The sequence below is a fragment of the Acetobacter estunensis genome (assembly GCF_011516945.1).
Lineage (GTDB): Bacteria > Pseudomonadota > Alphaproteobacteria > Acetobacterales > Acetobacteraceae > Acetobacter > Acetobacter estunensis.
In genome coordinates this window covers 41,956-61,286 of record NZ_WOTH01000005.1, presented here as the reverse complement: position 1 = coordinate 61,286, position 19,331 = coordinate 41,956, and the positions used below count along the sequence as shown (strand labels likewise).

Annotated in this window: 15 protein-coding genes; 8 read left to right on the top strand and 7 right to left on the bottom strand. The window is 63.0% G+C overall.

The window, feature by feature from the left end; genetic code table 11:
- Positions 1-30: 30 nt before the first annotated feature.
- Genes GOB87_RS04090 through GOB87_RS04080 form a run of 3 tightly spaced genes read right to left on the bottom strand, consistent with a single transcriptional unit; the run spans position 31 to position 2,246 of the window.
- On the bottom strand, positions 31-1,002 hold the full coding sequence (locus GOB87_RS04090; RefSeq protein ID WP_166313341.1) for an acetyl-CoA carboxylase carboxyltransferase subunit alpha: 972 nt from the start codon (positions 1,000-1,002) through the stop codon (positions 31-33).
- A 53-nt stretch (positions 1,003-1,055) separates the two neighbouring features.
- A complete protein-coding gene (locus GOB87_RS04085; protein ID WP_166313272.1) occupies positions 1,056-1,979 on the bottom strand; it encodes a tyrosine recombinase in 924 nt (307 codons plus the stop codon).
- A 27-nt stretch (positions 1,980-2,006) separates the two neighbouring features.
- Positions 2,007-2,246 (bottom strand): hypothetical protein, encoded by a 240-nt coding sequence (locus GOB87_RS04080; RefSeq protein WP_166313271.1) that lies wholly within the window; start codon positions 2,244-2,246, stop codon positions 2,007-2,009.
- Between the two features lie 161 nt (positions 2,247-2,407).
- On the opposite strand from GOB87_RS04080, the gene aroB reads away from it, so the two are divergent.
- The 4 genes from aroB to alaS all read left to right on the top strand — a co-directional run bounded on the left by aroB (position 2,408) and on the right by alaS (position 8,979).
- The gene (gene aroB / locus GOB87_RS04075) at positions 2,408-4,165 is read left to right on the top strand and encodes a 3-dehydroquinate synthase (RefSeq protein ID WP_166313270.1); all 1,758 of its coding nucleotides are present in this window, start codon (positions 2,408-2,410) and stop codon (positions 4,163-4,165) included.
- Positions 4,166-4,448: 283 nt separating this feature from the next.
- Positions 4,449-5,561 (top strand): OmpA family protein, encoded by a 1,113-nt coding sequence (locus tag GOB87_RS04070; protein WP_166313340.1) that lies wholly within the window; start codon positions 4,449-4,451, stop codon positions 5,559-5,561.
- 97 nt (positions 5,562-5,658) lie between these two features.
- Complete coding sequence (locus tag GOB87_RS04065) at positions 5,659-6,201, top strand: GtrA family protein (protein WP_166313269.1); 543 nt, start codon at positions 5,659-5,661, stop codon at positions 6,199-6,201.
- A gap of 126 nt (positions 6,202-6,327) precedes the next feature.
- Positions 6,328-8,979, top strand: a complete 2,652-nt coding sequence (gene alaS, locus GOB87_RS04060) for an alanine--tRNA ligase (RefSeq protein ID WP_166313268.1) — start codon at positions 6,328-6,330, stop codon at positions 8,977-8,979.
- Positions 8,980-9,087: 108 nt separating this feature from the next.
- On the opposite strand, the gene GOB87_RS04055 is transcribed toward alaS, so the two are convergent.
- From GOB87_RS04055 to epmA, 3 genes are all read right to left on the bottom strand, one after another.
- Complete coding sequence (locus GOB87_RS04055; RefSeq protein ID WP_242006146.1) at positions 9,088-9,855, bottom strand: fasciclin domain-containing protein; 768 nt, start codon at positions 9,853-9,855, stop codon at positions 9,088-9,090.
- Positions 9,856-9,968: 113 nt separating this feature from the next.
- Complete coding sequence (locus GOB87_RS04050; RefSeq protein ID WP_166313267.1) at positions 9,969-10,391, bottom strand: hypothetical protein; 423 nt, start codon at positions 10,389-10,391, stop codon at positions 9,969-9,971.
- A gap of 50 nt (positions 10,392-10,441) precedes the next feature.
- The gene (gene epmA / locus GOB87_RS04045; protein WP_166313266.1) at positions 10,442-11,437 is read right to left on the bottom strand and encodes an EF-P lysine aminoacylase EpmA; all 996 of its coding nucleotides are present in this window, start codon (positions 11,435-11,437) and stop codon (positions 10,442-10,444) included.
- A gap of 101 nt (positions 11,438-11,538) precedes the next feature.
- Here epmA and GOB87_RS04040 point away from each other — a divergent pair, with 101 nt between their 5' ends.
- Positions 11,539-12,606 carry a lysine-2,3-aminomutase-like protein gene (locus GOB87_RS04040; protein WP_166313265.1) on the top strand — a complete coding sequence of 356 codons (1,068 nt, stop codon included), beginning with the start codon at positions 11,539-11,541 and terminating at the stop codon, positions 12,604-12,606.
- Between the two features lie 39 nt (positions 12,607-12,645).
- On the opposite strand, the gene GOB87_RS04035 is transcribed toward GOB87_RS04040, so the two are convergent.
- Positions 12,646-13,026, bottom strand: coding sequence for a hypothetical protein (locus GOB87_RS04035; protein WP_166313264.1), 381 nt, complete (start codon positions 13,024-13,026; stop codon positions 12,646-12,648).
- A gap of 192 nt (positions 13,027-13,218) precedes the next feature.
- On the opposite strand from GOB87_RS04035, the gene GOB87_RS04030 reads away from it, so the two are divergent.
- The 3 genes from GOB87_RS04030 to GOB87_RS04020 all read left to right on the top strand — a co-directional run bounded on the left by GOB87_RS04030 (position 13,219) and on the right by GOB87_RS04020 (position 19,328).
- A complete protein-coding gene (locus GOB87_RS04030; protein WP_166313263.1) occupies positions 13,219-13,845 on the top strand; it encodes a thioredoxin domain-containing protein in 627 nt (208 codons plus the stop codon).
- A 79-nt stretch (positions 13,846-13,924) separates the two neighbouring features.
- Positions 13,925-18,487: an AAA family ATPase gene (locus GOB87_RS04025; RefSeq protein WP_166313262.1), complete on the top strand. Its 4,563-nt coding sequence runs from the start codon at positions 13,925-13,927 to the stop codon at positions 18,485-18,487.
- Positions 18,480-19,328 (top strand): hypothetical protein, encoded by an 849-nt coding sequence (locus GOB87_RS04020; protein ID WP_166313261.1) that lies wholly within the window; start codon positions 18,480-18,482, stop codon positions 19,326-19,328. The genes GOB87_RS04025 and GOB87_RS04020 overlap by 8 nt, the downstream gene beginning before the upstream one ends.
- Positions 19,329-19,331 lie beyond the last annotated feature (3 nt).

Below are 19,331 nucleotides of genomic sequence, written 5' to 3'. Positions count from 1 at the left end.
TTTCCTGTAAGCGGAAAGAGGCCGGATGTGTCAGGCGATGGAACTGCGTCCCATGGCGAGAAATTTCTCTCGCCGCTGGGCCACCAGCGTCGTGGGCGGAACCGTCAGCAACGGCATCAGTTCCTCGGCAATGGCCTGCCCCGTTGTCTGGACCATGGTCTTGGGGTCGCGCTGCGCGCCGCCGACAGGCTCAGGCACGATCCGGTCGATCAATCCGAACTTGCGAAGATCCTGTGCCGTCAGCTTCAGAGCGTCGGCCGCTGTGGGCGCCTGCTTCGGGTCACGCCAGAGAATCGACGCGCAGGCTTCCGGCGAAATGACGGAATAGATCGCGTTTTCCAGCATCAGCACGCGGTCTGCCGTCGCCAGCGCCACGGCACCGCCCGAACCGCCCTCACCGATCACGGTGGCGATAAGTGGCACCGGCACGGTCAGGCAGGTCTCAATGGAACGCGCAATCGCTTCCGCCTGTCCACGAGCCTCAGCATCGATTCCCGGCCACGCGCCCGAGGTGTCCACGAATGTCAGGATCGGCAGGCGGAAACGCCCGGCCATCTCCATCAGGCGGATCGCCTTGCGATAGCCTTCCGGGCGCGCCATCCCGAAATTATGCGCAAGCCGGGTCTCAAGGTCCGAGCCACGCTCGGTGCCGATGACCACGACCGCCTGATTGTTGAACCGTCCCAGCCCACCGATGATGGCCTTGTCATCGGCAAACTGACGATCCCCGGCCAGAGGCGTGAAATCCGTGATGAGCTGGCCGATATAATCCAGCGTGTGAGGACGCTGGGCGTGGCGGGCGACCTGTACTTTCTGTACAGGTGTCAGCTTCGCGTAAAGCGCGCGAAGCTGCTTCTCCACCTTGTCGGACAGACGCCCAACCTCATCGGAGATGCTGACACCACCGGCATCCCCGCTGGCTGCGGTGGCCGTTTTACGCAGGTCATCGATCTTGGTCTCAAGCTCGGCGACCGGCTTCTCGAAATCCAGAAACTGACGCATGGGAGTGCCGATAGCACACTCACGCGCAAAGCCAAGCATCTCGCGCGCCGCGATCACTCGTCAGCGACGTCTCCGCGCCCCAAAGGATGATGAGCGGAAACGATATCCCGCAGTCGCTCGGCCTGTACATGAGTGTAGATCTGCGTCGTGGCGATGTCCGCGTGCCCGAGCAGGGTTTGGAGCGTCCGCAGATCCGCTCCATGCGCCAGCATATGTGTGGCGAAGGAATGGCGCAGAACGTGCGGAGAAAGCCGGTCCGCTGCAATGCCTGCACGCTCGCCGATGAAAGCCAGAACCTTGTCGAACCCCTGCCGGGTGAGAGGGCGTAACGGTGTGCGTCCGGGGAAAACCCACGGAGAGGGGCGATCCGTGTCCTCATGCACCAAGGCCGCGACCGCCTCCCGCGCGGAGTCCGAAAGCGGCACGAGTCGCTCCCGCCCGCCTTTGCCACGCACCATCAGCATACGCAGACCTTCACGGAACATGTCGCGTTTCAGCGCCAGAAGCTCGGAGATGCGCAGACCGGTGGCATACAGCAGTTCCAGCGCCGCTCGTCCCATCAACAGGCGTCGCCTTAGCGCTGGATCGGCCTCGGCCGGAGGCTCTGCTGCATCAAGCAGCATAACCACTTCGGCTTCGGTCAGAAATTTTGGCAATGTCCTGTCCGGCGGCGGCGCGTCCAGAGAAGACGCCGGGTTGTCGGAACGCAGCCCTTCCCCAAGCAGGAACAAAAAGAACTGGCGTATGCAGGAAATACGCCGCGCGATTGTGCGACGGGCAGCACCGGATGCGCTCATCCCCGCCACCCACTCCCGAAGACCGCTGGTGGTGGCCTCCATGAGAGTTTCCCCCTGCCCGCGAAGACTCGTCTCGCAGTCATCGAGATCACGCGTATAGGCGAGAAGAGTCGCCGGAGCGGCTGCCCGTTCGGCGGCCAGCATCTCAAGAAAGGACTCGATGCAAGGCGCCGCCGTCATGCCTGCGACTCCCTCGATCAATCCCGATCAGTGAGCAGGCTGCACCGGCGCCGCAGCAACAGGCGCGGGAGCAGCGGGGGCCGCGACCGGCCCTGCTGGTGCCACAAGCGGAGCCGCAGGCGGCTGGCTGGACGCAAACTGAGACACCGGAATATCGCGATGCACCATCTGGCGGGCAGGCTGTGCGGAAGGGAGCCCCAAAGCCACGATGCCGCCAATCACGATAACTGCCGCAACACTCGCTGCAATGATGACGATTCGGCTCATGGAGTCCTCACTTGTCCCGATCAGACATTCCGAAAAGGAAATGCCGCTTCATTATGAAGGTGTTCGTCCGGCTCTATGTTACGATGTGATCCATGTCACGCCCATTTTTCCCGGACGATCACTGTCCAGCACCGCCTTCGCCCCTCCATGGGCCACCTGATATGTCGGGCAGTCCTGTCGCGCCTCTTCACCACGCGGCCCTGCCCCTGAATCTGGATGCTGTCCGCAACCCTTCCGGCTTTGGGCCGCTCTGCGGTCGCAGCATCGTGCTCATCGGGCTGATGGGAGCGGGCAAATCCACCATTGGGCGCAGACTGGCCCAGAGACTCGGTCTCGGATTCGTGGACGCCGACACTGAGATCGAACGCGCAGCAGGATGTTCCATCAGCGATGTGTTCCGCCTGTATGGCGAGGACGCCTTCCGCGACGGAGAACGTCGCGTCATCAAACGCCTGCTCGACGGCCCCACGCGCGTCATCGCCACAGGCGGCGGCGCCTTCATGAACAGCGAAACCCGTGCCCTGATTCGCGAACGGGCCATTTCGTTATGGCTGCGTTGCCCCCTGCCCGTTCTCGTCCGTCGGGTCAGCGGGCGCACTCATCGCCCCCTGCTCAACAACGCCCGTCCTCGGGACGTACTGGCGCAACTGATGGTTGTTCGCCATCCGGTCTACGCTCAGGCCGATATCATCGTGCAATGTGGAGACGACAACGTGGATCACGCCACCACCCGCGTCATTGAGGCTCTGGCGCTCAATCACCGCCCTCGACGCCTGCCCGTCACTCTGGCCCATGCTTCTTACGAAGTGGTGATCGGGGCCGGATTGATCGAACGTGCGGGCGCGTTGCTCGCCCCGGTGCTCCCACAGAAGAAAGCCATCGTCATCAGCGATGCGAACGTGGCGGAGCTGTATCTCAAGCCACTGCTGGACTCGCTCGGAGATTCGGGATTCGTCACCCAGTCCCTGATCGTTCCACCGGGTGAACAGACCAAATCACTGGATCGTTACCGAGAACTGACTGACGCAATTCTGGAACAGAAAGTCGAACGCAAGACCGCCATCATCGCCCTCGGCGGCGGTGTGGTGGGCGATCTGGCCGGGTTCGTCGCCGCCACGACCCTGCGCGGCCTGCCCTTCGTCCAGATTCCGACCACACTTCTTTCTCAGGTGGATTCCTCCGTGGGCGGCAAGACGGGAATCAACACGCCGTGGGGTAAGAACCTGCTGGGAGCGTTCCATCAACCTGCCATCGTGCTGGCCGACATCTCCACATTGGCCACCCTGCCACCCCGCGAAATCAAAGCTGGCTATGCGGAAATCGTAAAGTCGGCCCTGATCGGAGATGCCGGTTTCTTCGCATGGTGTGAGAACAACGCCCCCCGTATTCTGGGTCAGGATCCAGACACGCTGGCCGAAGCCGTCGAGCGTGCCTGCTCTTTCAAAGCGCGCGTCGTTGCCGATGACGAAAAGGAAAAGAAGGCCGAAGGTGGTCGGGCGCTCCTGAATCTGGGGCACACGTTCGGTCACGCGCTGGAAGCGGAAATGGGATATGACGGCCGCCTGCTGCATGGAGAAGCGGTCTCCATCGGTCTGCGTCTCGCCTTCATGCTCTCGGTCAGACTCGGTTATTGTCCTGCGACCGATCTCGACCGCGTCACAGCGCATCTGCAAGCCAATGACATGCCAGCACGCATTTCCGATCTGCCACAGACTTTTTCCGTTGGGACACTCCTCAATCACATGACACGCGACAAGAAGATGGAAGGCGGTAAGCTGACCTTCGTGCTCGTCCGTGGGATCGGGCAGGCTTTCACCTGCCGCGACGTGCCGGAAGAAGCTGTAAAGGCGGTGCTGGCCGAGGATGGATGTGTTCCGGACACCCAGACGGACCGCCACCTTCCGCATTCCGCCTTCTGAACAGGGGACAGTCAGGGAAGGACGCTGTGGAATAAATGCGGCATGTCACCTTATGCGTGCCACAGTCTTGATCCAGATCAAGTCCGCAACACGACTACACTTTTTCCGCCGTCAAAGGGACTGTTGCATATAAATCACGTTCTCCTCTTCGAATGACAGGAGCGCGTGTCGATGGGTTCCAATCCCGGAACTCAACGTTTTATAGGGCTTTTAGACATCTCGATGGGGCGGCGATGCCAACGGTAGGCGCCCGGCCCCGCAGATGAAGAATGAGGACGAAAACATGCGTCTCCGCAAAGTTTTACTTGCAACGACACTGATGGCGGCAGCCCCTGTAGCTGCATCTGCCACAACGATCACCGGCCCCTACGTTGATGTTGGCGGTGGCTATGACCTGACCCTCACGCAGGGCATGCACATGCGTGACTACACCAACGGTGGTGCAAACAGCCGCAAGCAGAACATGGGTCACAAGAGTGGCTGGGGTGGCTACGGCTCGTTCGGCTGGGGCTTCGGCAACGGTCTGCGCGCTGAGGTCGAAGGCACCTACATCCGCAGCAACCTGAGCGGCAGCTCGCACTACAACGGTGCTCACAACAGCGGTAAGGACTCGTCCTACGGCGGTTTCGTGAACCTGGTGTATGACATCGATCTGAAGCAGTTCGGCATTGATGCGCCTGTCACGCCGTTCATCGGTGCCGGTGCCGGTTACCTGTGGACCGATCAGCACGCCAACTACAGCAATGGCAACGGTTTCTCGGGCAAGGTCCGCGGCAACCGTGGCGGCTTCGCCTATCAGGCCATCGTTGGTGCGGCGTTCGACACGGGCATCCCGGGCTTCCAGGTCACGGCTCAGTACCGCATGATCGGCCAGCCGGGTTCGTTCCGTAACGGTTCGTACAACTACAGCGACAGCGAGAGCGCTGGTCACGTCGGTTCCAACCATCGCTTCAACAACATGTTCATGGTTGGCCTGCGCTACGCTTTCGACACGGCTCCCCCGCCGCCGCCGGCTCAGCCCTACACGCCGCCGCCGGCCGTTACCCCGGCCCGCACGTATCTCGTGTTCTTCGATTGGGACAAGTCGGCCCTTACGGCCCGCGCTCGTCAGATCGTTGCTGAGGCTGCTCAGGCTTCCACGCACGTCCAGACGACGCGCATTGAAGTCAACGGCTACACCGACAACTCGTCGGCTCGTGGCGGCGCGGCTGGTGCGAAGTACAACATGGGTCTTTCGATCCGTCGTGCTGACAGCGTCAAGGCCGAACTGGTTCGTGACGGCGTTCCGGCGTCCGCCATCGACATCCACGGCTACGGTGAAGAGCACCCGCTGGTTCCGACGGGCGCGAACACCCGCGAGCCGCAGAACCGTCGCGTGGAAATCATCCTGCACTGATTTTCGGTTCGCCGAATCCAGTCAGAATGACTACGAAAGAAGGGCGTCCCACGGGGCGCCCTTTTTCTTGCCCAGTATCAAGCCCATCGGACCGTTCATGCCCTCCTCTCCTGCTGTTTCAGCCTCCCGGACAAAGACGCTTGGACGCTTCATCAGATTTGGGATCGTCGGAACGGCAGGTCTGCTCTGGGATATTTCCATCGTTTACGCCCTGACACCGGTCATCGGCCTGATCGCGGCCACGCTTGTGGCCTATCTCGTGGCCGCGACAATGAACTGGATCACCAACCGTCTGTGGACGTTCCGTGATGCCGGCAATTCGGAACATCCCGTTCTTCAATGGTTGCGCTTTCTTTCCGCCAACAGCCTCGGCTTCCTGCTCAATCGTGGCACCGTCTATCTGCTGTTCTGGCTGAATCCCATGTTCATCGAGCACAAGTTCCTCGCGCTGGCCGCGGGCTCTCTTGCGGGCCTGTTTGCAAATTTCAATCTCAGCCAGAAACTGGTCTTTCGCGAACGGGCACCGGACTCTCTGCTGGAACTGGCGGAAATCTCGACGGGAATGATTGATCCGGAATGTCCTGAAAGCGCCGTTGCAACCGCAAACAAAGAGAGCGTAGCCCCCGTATCTCGCCCCTAGTCTTCAGGCTTTATCGCCACTCTTTGCCTGCCCGTATCGACTGCGCTAAAGCACAAAGACATCTTTATTCTCCAGGACTGACGACATTTGCGTCGCCTGTCCGCCGTCAGGACGTTTTTCCCCATCATGTCAACGACTAACGAAATCCGCTCTGCCTTCCTCGACTACTTTGCGTCCAACGGGCATCAGATCGTGCCGTCGTCGTCGCTGGTGCCGAGCAACGATCCAACGCTGCTGTTCACCAACGCAGGAATGGTTCAATTCAAGAACGTCTTCACCGGGCAGGAGACACGCCCCTACAACCGGGCGACGACCGCGCAAAAGGTCGTAAGAGCGGGCGGTAAGCACAACGATCTCGACAATGTCGGCTATACGGCGCGGCATCACACGTTTTTCGAGATGATGGGCAACTTCTCGTTCGGGGACTATTTCAAGCCTGAAGCCATCGAGTTCGCATGGAAACTCGTGACGTCCAATTTCGGCCTGCCGAAGGACAAGCTGCTCGTCACTGTCTATTCCGAGGACGAGGAAGCGGCGGCACTGTGGCGCAAGATCGCGGGGCTGTCGGATGACCGCATCATCCGCATCCCCACCACCGACAACTTCTGGCGAATGGGCGATGTCGGGCCGTGCGGACCGTGCTCCGAGATCTTCTACGATCATGGACCGGATGTATTCGGCGGCCCTCCGGGTTCCCCGGACGAAGACGGGGATCGCTTCGTCGAGATCTGGAACCTCGTGTTCATGCAGTTCTTCGAGGACCCACCGGGAACGCGCTCACCGCTTCCCCGTCCGTCCATCGACACCGGCATGGGGCTGGAACGCTTTGCCGCCATCATGCAGGGCAAGCGCGACAATTACGACACGGACACGTTCCGCGCCCTCATCCTCGCGTCGGCCGAAGTCACGTCCCGCGATCCGGATGGTGAGTTCAACGCCAGCCACCGTGTCGTGGCCGATCATTTGCGCTCGACCGCATTCCTGATCGCCGACGGCGTACTGCCGTCCAAGGACGGTCGCGGTTACGTCCTGCGTCGCATCATGCGCCGCGCCATGCGCCACCTGCACATGATGGGCACCCGCGAACCGGTGTTCTACAAACTGCTTCCCGCACTGATTCAGCAGATGGGCGCAGCCTATCCCGAACTGGCGCAGGCACAGGCTCTCATCCGCGAGACCATGCGCAGTGAGGAAGAACGCTTCAAGGCGATGCTCGATCGTGGTCTGGGCCTGCTGGCCGAAGAAACCGCCAAGCTTCCCGCTAAATCACCTCTACCCGGTGATGTCGCCTTCAAGCTGTATGACACCTTCGGCTTCCCACTGGATCTGACGCAGGACGCACTGCGCTCAAGCGGTCATATCGTGGACGTACCGGGCTTTGAGGCCGCCATGAAGGAGCAGCGCGATCGCGCCCGCGCCGCATGGAGTGGCTCGGGAGATGCCGCCGTGGAAACGGTCTGGTTCGAAGCCCGCGACCGCTTCGGTCCCACCGAGTTCCTTGGGTATGGAACCGAGACTTCGGAAGCCGAAGTGCAGTTCGTGGTCGCTAAAGGCCAGAACGTGGAGAGTGCTGGCGTCGGTACGGAAGTGGCTGTCCTGCTCAACCAGACTCCTTTCTACGGTGAAAGCGGCGGTCAGGTGGGTGACACGGGCACCCTGACCGCTCCGGGCCTGCGCGTGGCCATTTCCGATACGCAGAAGAAGCTTGGCGACCTGCTGGTACATTATGGCACCGTGACAGAAGGCACGCTCAAGCCGGGTATGGCCGTGAAAGCCGAGGTCGAGCACGCACGACGCGCCGCGATCCGCGCCCATCACTCCGCCACACATCTTCTGCATGAGGCGCTGCGTCGTCGTCTAGGTGAGCACGTCACCCAGAAAGGCAGCCTGAACGCGCCGGACCGACTGCGTTTTGACGTCAGCCAGCCACGTCCGATCACGCGCGAGGAACTCGACGAGATCGAGACAGAGGTCAACGCCCGTATCCGCGCCAATACACCGGTCACCACGCGCATCATGACACCTGAACAGGCGCAGGCCGAAGGCGCCATGGCCCTGTTCGGTGAGAAGTATGGCGATGAAGTCCGTGTAGTCTCCATGGGGGGCGAGGACGGTAACAAGCCCGGCTGGTCAGTGGAACTGTGCGGTGGCACGCATGTCGGCCGCACGGGTGATATCGGCCTGTTCCGCATCGCCTCGGAAAGCGGTGTTTCGGCGGGTGTACGCCGCATCGAAGCCGTGGCCGGTGTGGCGGCCGAAACTGCGGCACATGCCAATGAAGACCGCCTGAACCAGATGGCCGCAATGATGAAAGTCACCGTGGCCGAAGCGCCGGAGCGTCTCGCCACCCTGCTGGACGAACGCAAGGCCATGGAGCGGCGTATCGCCGATCTTCAGCGCAAGCTGGCCATGGGATCAGCCGAGACGACCGCCGTCGAGACCATCGCCGGTGTCCCGTTCTCTGGGCGCAATCTGGGAGAAACCCCGGCGCGGGAACTCAAGGGACTGGCCGAAACCATTGGCAAGCAGATCGGAGAAGGTGTGGTCGCCCTCGTCTCGACGGCTGACGGCAAAGGCAGTGTGGTCGTGGCCGTCAACCCGGCCCTTTCCGAGAAGCTGGATGCCGTGACGCTCGTCCGGGCTGCCAGCGTGGCCCTGGGGGGCAAAGGAGGCGGCGGTCGTCGCGATATGGCGCAGGCTGGCGGCCCCGAAGCGGACAAGGTGGACGCGGCGCTGGACGCTGTGCGCGCCGGAATCATCGCAGCAATGGAAGGCTGAACCCAGCCCCCTTCAGGATGACCCAGAAAAAAGGCTCCGGACCGGAAACGGTCGGAGCCTTTTTTCATGACATCACGACGAGCGGCCATCGCCGTCCGCCGTAAATGTTCAATGCGTGGTGGAGGCAGGGGCTGCCAGCGGCGCGCTTTTCACACCCAGCGCCACTTGCGACTGCCCGGCTACGGGCAACGCGGGAAACACTGGCGGCAGAGCGGACTGGGTAAAATAAAGCACCCCGTTCGACTGCGGGATTCCAGTCACCCAAATCCGATTGATGGTGCCCGCCGCATTGCTGAGGACAAGTTGGTTCGTTCCCGGCTCCACCGACACAGTCAGAAGAGCGCCAGAGAGCGTGCGCAGACCGACAGCATGTGTCTGCATCCGGGCGATGACCCGCCGCAAACGATCCACAGACCATTTTCCAGGCACGATGGTGAAGCCCATGAGGTTCTTCAGCGCCTGTGCGTTGGCCGGATCCAGAAGTCCACCGGGATATTGTTCCGAGACATGCTTCATCGGCTCATTGGGAATGGCGAAGACCGTATAGGGTCCGGCCATCTGTAGCAGCCGGTCATATCCGCTGACCTGAAGCGCGCGGGAGTAGTTTCCCAGTTCGATGGCGGAGAGAATGGATTCCGACAGAGGACGATCATAGTAAATCGGCGTTTCGGGGTCGGGATACGCCACATTGCTGTTCGGCGCGTCCTTTTCTCCCGCAGGGGTGTAGTTACGCGCGCCCGACACAGTGGGCGCCATGAAGGAGTTGCTGCTGCCGACAACCTTGTAGGCATCCTGTCGCGCCGGACTCTGGCAGGCTCCCAGGGACAGCGCCATCATCATCATGGCGCCCGCCGCACCGTACCGTCCCGTCAGCATCCAGATCTCCCGTCACGAATGTCCACGCACCTCCCAACGGAAGCACCGTGCGTGTCATACCTGATGTTACACAGGTTGCGTATCCGTAAATCGCGCGCCGATCCTCGGGACGATCAGCACCCGTCTCCCCGCATGGTCCAGCCAATCACGCGCCCATTGGCAAGTTCGAAGGCGGTCTGACAGACGGAGTTGTAATAGGACGGCCCGAAACCCGATCCATATCCCCAGCCCGGACCACCCCAGCCGCCGCCCCAACCACCTCCTCCCCAGCCGGGACCATCCCAACCCCAGCCGTCCCAACCCCATCCCCAGCCCATGCTGCCGGGATAGTACTCAGTCTGGTTGTCGATATAGGCGAGGAAAAGATGTCCACTTGCCTGATAGGTGCGAGTCGGCACGCCGAATGCCCGGACCACATCCACATCCGTATGCCCGATCAGAGCGTCAAGCCGCTTGCGCTGCTCGGGGGTTGGCCCCGATGCGCAGGCTGTGACTGCCAGAACGGCCATCAATGGCCAGATACGCCTTGCGACCATGATCCTGTCCTTGCCTTCACCATTGCGGGGCCGCGCATGCTGGCCCGAAATCATCCCAGCCACAAGATATTCGCAAGCCGGGGAGCGCCCGTTGCCAGCATGACCAGCCGGTCGAACCCCATGGCAATCCCCGCCGTGGGAGGCATGGTGTCCAGCGCGGCCAGCAGTGCTTCATCCATTTCCCAGCGTGGATGCTGAGGATAGAGTTCCTGCCTGCGCGCACGATCAGCCTCGAACCGCCTGCGCTGCTCGGTCCCATCCGTCAACTCCTCGAAGGCATTGGCGAGTTCAACGCCCCCCAGATACAGCTCGAACCGCAAGGCCGCGCGCGGATCCTGAGGACAGGCCCGCGCCAGCGCCGCCTGACTGATCGGCCAGTGCGTGAGAAATGTTGGCCTTTCACGGCCGATTACAGGCTCGATGCGCTCCAGAAGCAGCCGAAAGAACAGATCTTCCCAGCTCTCTCCCTCACGCAACGTGCAGCCCGCCTGACACGCCAGAGCCTGCGCGTCCTCCATTGTCCCCAGCACATCCGCTCCGACATACCGGCGAAAGGCCTCCGCCATCGTCAGCCGCTCGAAAGGTGTATCGACGGCAATTTCACACCCGTCGCGCAGCACAACGGGCGGCAGAAGCGTGCGTACCAGCGTCTCCGTCTCGTCCATAAGCGCATCCAGATCGGCACCGGGGCGATACCACTCCAGCATCGTGAACTCGTGCGCATGCAAGGCGCTGGCCTCGCCATTGCGCCAGACCCGCGCGAGCTGGAAAATCGGCAGCCCTGTGGCCGCCACAATGCGCTTCATGGCGAATTCGGGACTCGTGTGCAGGAAAAGAGGCTCGGACCTTCCATCCGGCATCGTTCGCCGTGTGGCGAAGACCTCCAGATGCACTTCCTCTCCGGGCACCGACACGGCACAGGGCGTCTCCACCTCAAGATAACCACGCCCATTGAAAAAAGCCCGTGTGGCCCGCAGCATCAGGCTGCGACGGCGCAACATGGGCAATCGCTCGGCGATATCCGACGGATCGCTTGTCCTGTTCATGGCTCATCCTCTTTCGCGCAGGCGTCTGCCGCGCAGAGGTGGCGTGCCACCCGGAGAAACGCAAGTTGCCCATATCCTTTGCCCGACGCTAGAACCGCGTCATGCCCTCCCGCTCCTCTCCATCTCGGAACGAAACGCTGCGCACCCCCGGCGCCCTGATCGAACACGGTCTTGCCCGTCCGGACGACCGCGCGGCGCTCGAACGTGTGGCGCAAGACTACGCCACCGCCATCCCCCCGACCTTTCTTCATTTGATCGAACGCCCGGACGATCCGATCGGACTTCAGGTCATCCCCTCGCCGGACGAACTGGAGATGGCGCCATATGAGCGCGAAGATCCCATAGGGGACGACGCGCTCTCCCCTGTTCCGGGGATCGTGCACCGCTACGCCGACCGGGCGTTGCTCAAACCCCTTCTGATCTGCCCACTTTACTGCCGCTTCTGTTTTCGGCGGGAACATGTCGGGCCGGATGGCGGCCTGCTGGATGAAGCGGCGCTGGAACGGGCGCTGGAATGGCTGCGCAGCCACGAGGCCATACGCGAGGTAATCCTCACAGGGGGCGATCCGCTGATGCTCTCCCCACGGCGCCTCGGTTATATCTTGCGAGAACTGGAAAATATCGAGCACATCACAACGGTGCGCATCCACTCGCGCGTCCCGCTGGCCGCGCCGGAGCGGATTACGGACGATCTTATGGACGCAATGGAACTGGAGCGTCAGGCCATGTGGCTGGTGGTGCATGCCAACCACGAGCGGGAGTTTACGGAGACGGGCCGCGCCGCACTCCGACGCATCGTGCGACGTGGTATTCCCGTTCTGGGACAATCCGTTTTGCTGCGCGGTGTGAACGACAGCGTATCCGCGCTGGAGGGATTGTTCCGTGCGATGGTGGAAAACCGGATGAAGCCCTATTACCTCCACCAACTCGATCCAGCGCCGGGAACGTCGCGCTTTTACGTCCCCATCACAGAGGGACGGCGCCTGCTGGCGGGACTACGTGGCCGTGTCACCGGTCTGGCGTGGCCGACCTATGTGCTCGACATCCCGGGCGGTCATGGAAAAGTGCCGCTGGGGCCGGACTATCTGGAAACAGAGAAGAGAACCGTGAGCGACCCGTCCGGCAAACGCCACACGCTGCTCCCCCCTGACACGCATTCCGGAAACTGACCGGGACAGCCTCCTCATGGAGGCCGCCCCGTTTATACGTCAGAGCTGCGCGCCATTTGCGGGCTGCGCCTGAGCGGGTGCCGCCGGCGTGCTCGGAGTGTCAGAGTTCATCTTGCCCGGCTGTGTGGAGTGCTCCACATCGTAAGCCGTGGCCTTCTCGGCATATGTGCCTTTTGCGCCCGGATGCTCCTGATCGTACAGAGCCGCCTTCGCGCGCGCTTCCTTGCGGTAACGATGACGCACATACATGCCCGTCACGCAGCCACCCATGGCACCCAGCACGCCATGATGATTGGCCACATGACCGCCGACCGCTCCTGCCGCACCGTATTTGATGCAACCGCCCGGCTCGGCATGCGCCACGGAGACCGAGCTGGCTGCGATCATGGTCGCGGCCGTCAGGCAAAGTAGTTTCTTCATGAAGTTGTTGTCCTGCTTCTGCACATCTACCCCGAACAGGGGCACAGCGAGACATATGAACCTCAAAGGTGGCGAAAACCAGAACACGTGAGCGAATTTCCATGCACTGCAGTCTTGACGCCCATCGCGCCGTGCGGTCATGAGCGTCCCGGTTCTTTCTCCACGACCCATCCAGCGCGGAGCCCAAACGCCATGTCGATTACACGTCGCGCCCTTCTCGGGGCCACGCTTCCCGCCGCCCTCGCACCGGCATTCCTCTCCGTCGCACGCGCTGCGGGAACGAGCGCCGACCCGCGCATGGCGCCGCGCGCGCTGGGCAATCCGTCCGCCAAGGTGACGGTCGAGGAATGGTTCTCCCTGACCTGCACCCATTGCGCGCGCTTTGCCATCGACGTGTTCCCCGAGGTGCAGAAGAAGCTGATCGACACCGGTCGCATCCGCTATGTGTTCTGTGACTTCCCCCTCGACCGCATCGCCCTGATGGCAGCACAGGTGGCCCGCGCCCTGCCCGCCGAACGCTATGAGGCGTTCATCCTCTCTCTCTTCTCCAATCAGGACCGCTGGGCGTTCATTCAGGACGGGAACCCCGAAGACCAGCTCCGCAAGATGGCCGGTCTCGCCGGTATGTCAGCAGATAATTTTGACCGCACCGTCAATGACGTTGCACTGCGCGATGCCATCATGGCGGAGCAGAACCGGGCCGAAGCGCAGTATCACATCGACAGCACGCCGACATTCCGTTTCAACGATGAAGTCTATCGTCAGGGTGAGTTGACCTATGACGCTTTCGAGAAAAAGGTCGTGGCGGCGGGCGGCTGAACAGCGCCCTCCTTTCCAACATGACGGGCCTCTTCTCTCCGGCTGCCGCCCCATCTGACCGCAGGTCCGCGCCTCTCTCATGAGCGCGCGCTTCGTGCAGTTGCGGATCGCGGGCTTCAAAAGCTTTGCCGATCCGGTCTCGGTGGACATCCTTCCGGGCCTAACCGGCATCGTGGGGCCGAACGGCTGCGGCAAGTCCAATGTGGTCGAGGGTCTGCGCTGGGCCATGGGCGAGACGTCCGCGCGCAACCTGCGTGGCGGCGAGATGGACGATCTCATCTTCGCTGGCACCACCAGTCGCCCCGCACGCAATCTTGCCGAAGTCACGCTGGTTCTGGAGAACGCCAAAGGTCTCGGTCCCGGCGCCTTTGCCGAACAGGACGATCTGGAAATTACCCGCCGCGCCGAGCGCGGGTCCGGCAGCGATTATCGTCTCAATGGCAAGGCAACGCGCGGTCGCGACATCCAGACCCTGTTTGCCGATCTGGCATCCGGGGCGCGCTCCTCGGCCATGGTCAGTCAGGGCCGTGTCGCCATGCTGGTCGGCGCACGCCCCGAAGAGCGCCGCACCATCCTCGAAGAAGCCGCCGGGATCACCGGCCTGCACGCACGGCGCCACGAAGCGGAACTGAAGCTACGGGCGACTGAAGCCAACCTCACCCGCGCGGAAGACCTCAAGATCCAGCTTGAAACCCGGTTACAGGGACTGGCGGGGCAGTCCACACAGGCCGCGAAATATCGCGAACTCTCCGCCAATCTGCGCGAGGCGGAGACGACGCTGCTCGCCCTGCTGCATGCCCGTGCGCGCCAGCAGGTGGAACGCGCACGGCTGGCCGCCATCGCTGCCCGCAACGCTCTGATCGCCGCCGAGGAGGCCGCAGAAACCGCTGTCCTTGGCGAATACGAAGCCGATCGCGCCCTGCCTGCCATTCGTGAGGCAGCCGAACAGCGCCGAACAGCACTGGAACGCCAGCGCGTGGCCGCCGAAGGCATCGCGCGCGAGGAAGAACAGGCCGCGCAGGCGCTGGAGGCCGCAAGCTCCCGTCTGAAGCAGAGCGAAGCCGACCGGGACGCGGCTCTCTCCCGTATGGAGGACGCGCAAGCCACCCTCACGCGCCTTGGCGAGGAAGTGGCCGCTATCGAAACCGTTCGCGCCACACTGCCCGCCCGGCAGGAGGAAGCGGACACCACGATCACCCACCTGCGCACGGAACTCACGCACGCGGGTGATGCATTGGAACGCGCCACAGCGGATGTCTCGGCCGCACGCACCCGCACCGAACAGGCGCGCACGGCACTGGAGGCCACATCCCTCCGTCATGATCGCCTGACGCAGGCACGGGTGGCATTGGAAGCGGAACTCACGCAGCTTCACGCCGAAATGCCCGATGACGCGGCCCTGAAAGCTGCGGAAGACACGGTCCATCAGGCAAACGCGCATCTCTCTGCCTGTCGAGAGGCCATGGAGACCGCCACACAGCGGAAATCCGATGCCCATCTGGCGCTCTCCATCGCCCAAAATGCTGCCGAAGCCACGCGAACCCGTCATGCAGAACGCGCCAAAGCGCACGCCACCGCCAAAGACACGCTCGCCGCCCTGACCCGCGACCGGGACGCGCTGATGGCGCGACAGGCCGAGGCGCAACGCGGCCTTGTCCCCGAGACGGAGCGTGCAGCCCTTGCGACAGCCCTCGCACAGGCCGAAGCAGCCCAGACAGAAGCCGCCCGCGCGCTCGAAGCCGCTGAAACCGAACGCGCGGCAGCCGCAAGTGCGCTGCTGGAAGCGCGGGCGCGCGTACAGGAAGACAGCACTCTTCGCGCCGCCACGAGTGAGACTGTTCGCCGGGCCGAAGCCGCGCTGAAACGCGCCGAGCAGGAAGCCGGAAGCCTCGTGAAAGAGCTGGAGACGGCCCAACGCGATGCTGTACCGGACTCTGTTCTGGAACAAGCACAAGCCGCACGCGCCAAAGAGGAACATCGTCTTCAGGATGCCGAAACCGCGCTGACGCAGACTGAAGAAACCCTCACGCGCACCACCAGCGCCACCCGGGAATGCGAAGCGGCTCTTGGCACGCTGAACGCGGAGTTGACCCAGCTTCGCGCCCGCATCGATGGTCTTGCGCAGGCGCTTGGGAGCGAAGAGCCAGAAGACTCAACACAGGGCATTACACCCGTTTCCGATCTGCTGCGTATTCCTGCAGGACTGGAAATGGCCGTGGCCGCCGTTCTGGCCGACGGACTGGACGCGCCGGAAGCCAGCGCCTCTCCCGCCGCGCCACGCGCCTGGCTTGCCCTTGGGGCATGGGCGACGTCTCCCGCGCTACCCGCCAGTGCGTGTGCCCTCTCGGACATGGTGGAGAGCGCTCCCGACACGTTGCGCCGTGCCCTCTCACAGTCCGGCCTGATCGAAGACACGGCGGATGGGGACGCGCTGGCCAGATCGTTGCAGCCCGGACAGAGCCTCGTCACCCGCGAAGGCGCATTGTGGCGTTGGGATGGCTATCGGATTGCGGCTGGGCAGCCGAACGCCGCCGCCCAACGTCTGACCCAGCGCCGTATCCTGCTCGAATCCCGCACTCGTCTGGCCGAACTTGAAGATCACCAGCCTGAAGCGGAAGCCCGCGCACGCACAGCGATGCAGGCTCAGACAAAGTCTGAAGCGGCCATGCGGCAAGCCCGTGAACTGCGCGCCACCATTGAAACGGCACTGGGACAAGCCCGGACACACGAAGCCGAGACAGCCCGCCGTCATGGCGCAGCCCGCGCCCGGCTGGACGCGGTGCGTCCCCAACACGAACGCGCGGCACAGGCTCTCGACGCCGCCCGTATTTCCCTTACCGAAGCGCAGGCTGCGCAAGAAGCGCTGCCGGATCCGGCAGCGCTGAAACAGGCACATGACGCGGCACGGACACGCGACCTGAACGCCCAACAGGCCGAAACGGCGGCGCGGGAAACCCGTCGCCGCACGGCACAGGTGCTGGAACAGGCGCAACGTGCCCGGCAGGCGACGGAGTCCCGCCACACCAGCGCCGAGACGAAACTCGCCACCATCACGCCCGATCTGGCGCGACTTGAGACCGATTGCGCTACGGCCGCCAAGGCGCTGACAACCGCGCAGGCGGCTCTGGATGAGACCGCCGATCCGGCAGCCGCCACGAACCACCTGCAAGCTGCGCAAGCCGAGGCCATTGAGAGCACGCAGGCCGAGGCTCACGCACGTTCCGCATGCGCTGAAGCCGAACAGGCACTAACCGCCGCCACCGAGGCCGCACGTATCCTGCAAACCCGCGCGCTCGAACTGCGCTCGCAACTGTCAGCGTTGCTCCCGCGTCGGGACTCTCTCGACGAGGAACTGGCGGACGCCACGACCGCGCTGGAGGCGGCCCGTCAGGCCGTAACTGCCGCCGCCATCGACCCAGAACAGGAAGCCCTCCCCGAAACGCTCCGCGCCCGCATCACAGCCCTTCGTGCGGATGAGCAGGCAGCAGGTGAAACCCGCGCAGCGCTCCTTGCGGAACGCGAGACCCTGAGCAGCCGCGAAAGCGCACTGAAAGCGGCACTGGCCGAATGGACCGAGCGTGAGAGCGTGGCCCGCACCCAGCTTGTACAAGCCGAGCAGAGACTGGCGGGGGTTGCGGAAGAACATCGCACCGTCGCGACCCGGCCCGAGGAAGCGCTGCGGTTGCGCACGACCACTCTCGCCGCGCTGGACGATGCCGAAAAAGCCTATCAGGAGGCTAACGCGGCCCGCGAAGCCGCCGAGGTGCGGCTGAAAGACGCACAGGAAAGCCGGCGCCAGACAGAAACCGCGTTGACCCAAGCGCGCGAGACAGTCGTGCGCAGTGAAGGCAAGAACGAACAGGCGCAGGCTATCCTCGCACAGCTTCTGGCCGAAACGCCGGAGCCACCCCTCGCCCCCGTGGGTGATCTCACAGAATCGGCGGAGACTGGTCTGCGCCGCAAGATTTCCCGTCTCACGCGCGAGCGCGAGGAACTCGGCCCCGTCAATCTGCGCGCCGATCTGGAAGCACAGGAAGCCGAACAGCAGATCGAGACCATCCGCCGCGAACACGCGGAACTGGAAGCCGCCATCGCCCGCCTACGCGGCTCCATCGGCTCGCTCAACAAGGAAGGCCGCGAGCGCCTGATGGCGGTGTTCACGCAGGTGGACCACCACTTCCAGTCCCTGTTCTCACGCATGTTCGGCGGAGGGCGTGCTCATCTGGGACTTGTCGGCAGCGACGATCCGTTGCAGGCTGGCTTGGAAATCTATGCCCAGCCGCCGGGAAAGAAGCTCGCTACGTTGTCTCTGCTGTCCGGTGGCGAACAGGCTCTTACCGCGCTTTCGCTTATTTTTGCGGTCTTTCGGTGTAACCCGGCGCCAATCTGCGTCCTCGACGAGGTTGACGCCCCGCTTGATGATGCCAATGTCGGACGCTTCTGCGCCCTTCTGGGCGACATGGCCAATGAGGGTGGAACCCGTTTTCTTGTCGTGACGCATCATCAACTCACCATGGCGCATATGGATCGCCTTTACGGCGTGACCATGCAGGAGCGCGGCGTCAGTCGCGTGCTGTCCGTCGATCTCGAACGTGCCGCGGCCATGGCCGGCGCGGGAAAGAAGGAAGACGCTCATGTCTGATTCCTCCGTGAACATGGATCATATGCCGACATCTCCTCCCACGATCGGTCGTTCCTCACGTCTGACGAAACAGTGCCGTCGCAACACCATCATGGCGTTGGGCATATTGGGAAGTCTGGCCGCTGTCGTCCTGTGGCGTGATTCGCACGCGGACGCGCTACTGACGCGCATCCATCATGGGCTGGTCATCTGTGCGACGGGCAAGGCCGCAACCGACACACTCCCCACCAGCGCGCCTTCCGCGCTCTCCGAACTGGCTGACGCTGTCCTCCCATCCCGAAAGGCGGATCAGCCCAAGACGGAAGCCCCCACGCAACCACCGTCCATGGTCGCGTTCGAAGTGGTGCGGACTCCCGACAACACTCTGGCGGTAAAGGACGAGGGACAGACCGTGCCGCTGGAGGAGGCTCTGCACGCCTCGCATCGCAAGCACCAACTGGTAATGCTGTCCTTGCAGGAAGCTGACATCCAGCCAGCAGCGCGCCTTATCCGTTCCAGTGGCATGAGACATCAGGCCGTGATCGTGGCCAGCAATGAGAGCGAAACCCGAACCGCGCTGAAAGTCGATCGATCGCTCATGGTCGCCATTCCGGTTCGCTCGACACGCGACCAGCTTACCGCCCACCGACTGGCTGGCCAGCATCCCTATGCCGAATATCTCCCGGCCAACGCCTCCCCCACTCTATTCGCCACCGCTCACCGTGAAGCGGATGTGGTGATTGCCGACAGTCCCGATCCACAAGATAATCCAAAAGCCATTCGCGCCCTGCTGCGCGAGCCGGTGGACATCGTCGTCACCAGCGCGCCGGACCATTTCGCTCACGTTCTGGGCGAAAGCTGACCG